The sequence below is a fragment of the Alphaproteobacteria bacterium genome, from assembly GCA_016722515.1.
Classification (GTDB): Bacteria; Pseudomonadota; Alphaproteobacteria; order Rickettsiales; family JADKJE01; genus JADKJE01.
Map to the genome: position 1 here is coordinate 1 of JADKJE010000019.1, position 4860 is coordinate 4860.

Below are 4860 nucleotides of genomic sequence, written 5' to 3' on the forward strand. Positions count from 1 at the left end.
CTTTACCAACGAAGAAATGGCACCAGTAGTACGCAGCTGTTTTTTCAGGCTGCCGGGAAAACATTCTTCTTGCAGTTTCGATCTGTTCAACTGTCCAATATTCATCAACATCAATCTGCCACAGCAGGCACTCTTCTTTGATAGAGGAAAGCGGAGCATTTACCATCTCCAGTTTCCCGTCCCAATAGCTTCCTTTTGGCTTGCGATAGACAGTTATTTGATCTGGGAATCTCTGTTTCAATCGATCGAGGTAATCAGTCGTACCATCGATGCTTAGACCCAGATGGTGGAATTCATTGCTGATCTGCCCGCCAAGCTGTTTCGACCAAGCTGTATCATGTACGAGATCTGCAACACCTTCTACTATATGCCAATGCCACTTGAATGGCAGTTGTTGCAGGATATCGAAATGATACTTGATAAACGGCATACCGTTTAGGACGATGGTAAAAAAATGAATGGGTAGTTCTGGTGGGATATTCTTCGTAGTTACCATGTGAGATGTTCTGAAATGTTCCGCTTTACCAAGCCATAGCCATTCTTCATGGAGATCATATTGAGTGAAAGAATCATTTACGGCACTTTTAACACCCCATGTACCTTCATCAGAAAAATCATCACCACCTACAACACCCATTGGGCTCAAAAGACCCACGGCTAGGGCGATTAGTTTTTTTACACTATCATAATCGTGAGATGTATCGATATAGATAAAATCAAACATTTCAGTGCAGTTTTTGAGAAAAACCTCGTCTTTTTCTTTAATGATCTTTACGCAGTTCGACAACCCGAGTTGAGTGATATTTGCACGTGCTTTTTCCACGGTAGGTGAAGGGCCGAACCCGGCCTCCTCCCAGGTAAGCCCTCTTTACCGTCTTCCCAGTCGTCGCAAAATGCATCTTCAAATTTATCAACACCAGTAATTGTGCAGTCGTACCGTCCCAGATTTCTGAGAATTCCGGCAAGGTATCCGATATCCCTTCCAAAATAGACACCTAATATACAGATATTTTTAATCGCCGGGTTCTTCAGAATCGTTTCAAAAAACCGCCAATGTTTGCTGTCGGAATATCCTCGGCATCCCTGGTCAATCTGTTGTTGAGAATATTGTACTTTTATCGAAGCGGTTTCCTTGCGTCTGAATATCGAATACCCGTTTCTCAAGTGCCGGTTCTCAACCAGAAGTTCATACGAATCATCTTGATTCAACCTCTGATGGTTCTCGAAGTTTTTGTAGGTGTTTATATCGTCGAGCAATAGCCATTTTGCTCCATACACTTCATCAAGTTCTGCCGTGCCGGTAAATTCGGATCCATCGATCAGCACCATATCAAACAGGTCGACGCTGTTTTCTCGACGGATACGGGCAATACCGCTTTCATCGCATCCCGAACTACGCACATATTCAAGGTCCTGATCAAGCCAGCCAAGGACCTGTGTCAGAGGATACTGATTCAGGCCGGACTGTTGTGAGCGATAAAAACTTTCTATTGTTTGAACAGACGGGAACCTGGAAATTGGAACGGAAGACGTATTGCAACAGTTGACAAAGGCCTTGTCGGCATATCGTTCCTGGAGTGCCTCGAAGCGTGGGAGAGACTTCCATGCAAAATAGTCTCGGGTTGTTGGGGTTCTGCTGAATACCATGTACAAATGCTTCCGTGCTCCCTCCCCCGGCTGACGATCCGATCTCGAGTATTGTTGATATGTTTTCTTCTTGGGACAGTTGTGTGATGTAGTCATAAAGTTCGTCATTCTTTATCTCAGGAGCAATGATGTTGTCCAGTTCGCTCGGCGCTCTTTTCGGAGTAATTATTTCCACTGAATCAGGCGGTGTAATTCCCATAGCTTCAAGTACCTTTCTAGCTCCGTCGTGATCGGGTGATACCTACAACTGCTATAGTGCTGAGCATTCGGCTTCACTGTTTCTGCCATCCATGAAATATGCGTACGCCTTGACATAATGCAGATCCGGGATTAAGGGACCCGATGGCGCATTCAGGGCATGTGCATGATCAAATGATCTCGAACTGACATTCTGGAGCATCAGATCAAGATGATTGAAACCATGTAGTGCGTTCACATGGTGCCCGTTCTTGAGCATCTCAATACTCAGTTGGGTAAGATTAAGCGCATGATGATGGTCGGATTGGGCCAGCAGGGCTACATGCGCCTCACATGCGGTACTTTGCTCCTGAAGGGTACGTTCAGCCCTAGAAACATGCACGATTTCTGTGGACAGCGTGTGGAGGTGGGCATCCCAGGCAGTCACGTCAGTTTCCGGACCTTCTGTTAGAGCCGGGCATGAAAGAACCACAATCCGTTCCATTCCTACGTCATGGAAGGCGGAAAGATTATCCGCATCCTTATGATTGAAAACCACAAATCGACTGGATGTCTTGATAGAATATTTCTTTGCAAGAACTATGGGATCATCGCCCCTCTGTTGTGTAGGAAACAGCTCGGAATTCATGTCATAGACAAAAAGAAGGGACGAAACAGGAGGAGGGGGGGAAGTGTAAAGACTACCCAGAAAAACATCAATATCCAAGTGGTTGCATAACCCGGAAAGTCGCTGATGATCACAGCCTATTGCGTCATAGTCAGCGGGTGGGGCCGCAAGTATATTGACATTTTGTTCGATAGTCCCTGTAAACGATTGCGTTGAGCGCCACAGGATAAAAAAAGTATCTGTTGGCATTATAACTGGTAGTCTGGAAATAATAATTTCCCAGTATTTTGTTATGTCTGATTCGTACGAAAATTGGAAAATAGATGCATCAATGAGTATATTCACGGGCATTCCTTCCGAGCGAAACAATTGCTTTGGATATTTCACTTTCATTGGACTGACTTCCATCATATGCATAAAAATCAAGCAGTTGCTTTCCGAACCCCATGGAGTCCAATTGTTTATATAGATCAGTGCCGGGAAAAGGGACACAGCTTGAGAGTTGGTGGTTATGGATACGACCTGAATTATCAAATCCCAGTTTTTCCACTATAGCGTTGCTAAAATCCCTGTCTTGACTTGTCTCGCCCGGCAAATTGCACATGGTAGTGATATGGATCGGTAGATGTGGATGTTTTACCTTTAAATATTCCAGCATGTTGATTGCCTTATCAACATCCAGCATTTTCTTGATTCGCTTTTGGATATGTGCACAAAATGTCTCCACTCCGAATCGCATGCCCGCACAACCACTATCGACCATTTTATCGAACAGCCATTTCGGAGAGGTATCAAGCCTACCCATCATCGTCCAGGGAAGGCCAATAACTTGAAGTTCATCGCAAAGTGACGAAATTCGTTCTGTGCCAATGTTGAAAGTGTCATCATCAAAAAAAATGCTTTTACTGTTGAATCGTTCTAGGCAAAATTTTATTTCAGCGGCGACGCTTAATGGATTTCGAGGGCGAAAAGTTTTAGCGTACATTACACTTGGCCACATGCAGTAGGTGCATTGATAAGGGCATCCCCTGCTGGCATAAACCTGAAGTTGCGGGCGTGGAATAGGTATTGGGGAGGGGTCCCAGTAGTTGTTGATTACTTCTGGGTCGCGATAAGGATATGGGGCTGTATCAATATCTTCTACCGGGCAGCACTCATAAACACCTTTGCGCCTGCTTGACCACATATCGTATGATGACAGCTCATATTCTCCCTTCAGAACATAAGAAATATATGAGAGTTTGCTTAACTCCTCGGCGAAGATGGTGGCATGCGGCCCCGATAGCGCTACTTCCGAAAAGAGAGCACATCGTCGCGCCATAATAAGATCGATGTCAATTGTCGGTGTTGATGTCTCGATTACAACGATAGTAGGTTTTCTTCCGATAATATATTCAATTGCAGGTCCATAGTCGAACTCTCTGCGGACAACAGCATCATATAGACCGGCATTTACACCCTTTGATTTAAGATAAGATGTCGCGTGTGCCATAAAAAAGGGGAACGGGGCGTAATCTGTCGGGTTGTCAACAGAAGTCCAGGGCCAACGGGATCCGGAACGACAACCGAAGCGGATATGACCATGCGTCCAACGTACGTTAGGGGCATTTACGAAGAGTACATCCATCAAAGAGTCTCCTTCAAATACTGCATAATGACTGCCGCGCGATGAGCATAGGTATGGCCGCTCAAAACGATCTTTCGTCCTGCTTCGGCACAGGCCTGCCGTTTTTGAGTGTCTGAAATATAACAAACCAGTTTTGCCCATTCTTCTTCGTAACCGTCGGTATAACAAATGGCATCACCGAAAACCTCACGCAGGGCGGGCATATCATCTGAGAGGATAAAACCGCCGCAGGCAAGAACATCAAAAATCCGGAGATTGATGGTTTGCCAGGTCAGATGATCGCTAATATGGGCGTTAAGATTGACGATAGAGCTTGAATACAACCGTGGCAAATCCTCCTGCGGCAGGCCGCCGCGCCACGCTTCGCCAAGTCTTCCTGCCCAACCGGTCTTGCTATAGATTGCAAGTCCAAATGGAAGGGCGGGACTGAAATAACGTTCGTTGACTACCGGCCCCCGGATATCATTCCCTACGATGCTGACTGTATGCCGATAACGATCATCCGGTTGTGGGTAAAACATCTCTGGATCGGTGGCGAACGGCACGACAGCGCCATCGGCGCATGCCTTCATTAGTGTGTCGCTGGTGAACATATACCCGTCAAAATTTGCACGAGCCCTATTGAAAACGCCGATGGTTCCACCCTCATATTGTTCCGGTGGAAAGGCGTTCTGAAGGTATAGAATATTTTTGGAATTTTTGTGTGGGGCATAAAATGGATTGAAATGAATCACTGCGTCGTAGACGGTTTCATCGAAGCTGCTTTGCGCGACCAGATGCA

The 4860-nt window shown here is 45.7% G+C and carries 5 protein-coding genes; all 5 read right to left on the minus strand.

Features of this window, described 5'->3' with window-relative positions; genetic code table 11:
- Positions 1-823: class I SAM-dependent methyltransferase (locus IPP74_15230; GenBank protein MBL0320626.1), on the minus strand; the 823-nt coding region annotated here is incomplete at its 3' end.
- Positions 772-1647, minus strand: a complete 876-nt coding sequence (locus IPP74_15235; protein ID MBL0320627.1) for a hypothetical protein — start codon at positions 1645-1647, stop codon at positions 772-774. The genes IPP74_15235 and IPP74_15230, both read right to left, overlap by 52 nt.
- 250 nt (positions 1648-1897) lie before the next feature.
- Positions 1898-2797, minus strand: coding sequence for a hypothetical protein (locus IPP74_15240; GenBank protein ID MBL0320628.1), 900 nt, complete (start codon positions 2795-2797; stop codon positions 1898-1900).
- Positions 2781-4082, minus strand: coding sequence for a radical SAM protein (locus IPP74_15245; GenBank protein MBL0320629.1), 1302 nt, complete (start codon positions 4080-4082; stop codon positions 2781-2783). Before IPP74_15245 ends, IPP74_15240 begins: the two co-directional genes overlap by 17 nt.
- Positions 4079-4860, minus strand: a 782-nt coding sequence (locus IPP74_15250) for a glycosyltransferase family 1 protein (GenBank protein ID MBL0320630.1), incomplete at its 5' end; no start/stop codon positions are given. The genes IPP74_15250 and IPP74_15245, both read right to left, overlap by 4 nt.

Excerpts from the sequence above, each read along its gene's own strand:
- IPP74_15235 (MBL0320627.1), bottom strand. The coding sequence starts at position 1,647 with ATGGTATTCAGCAGAACCCCAACAACCCGAGACTATTTTGCATGGAAG.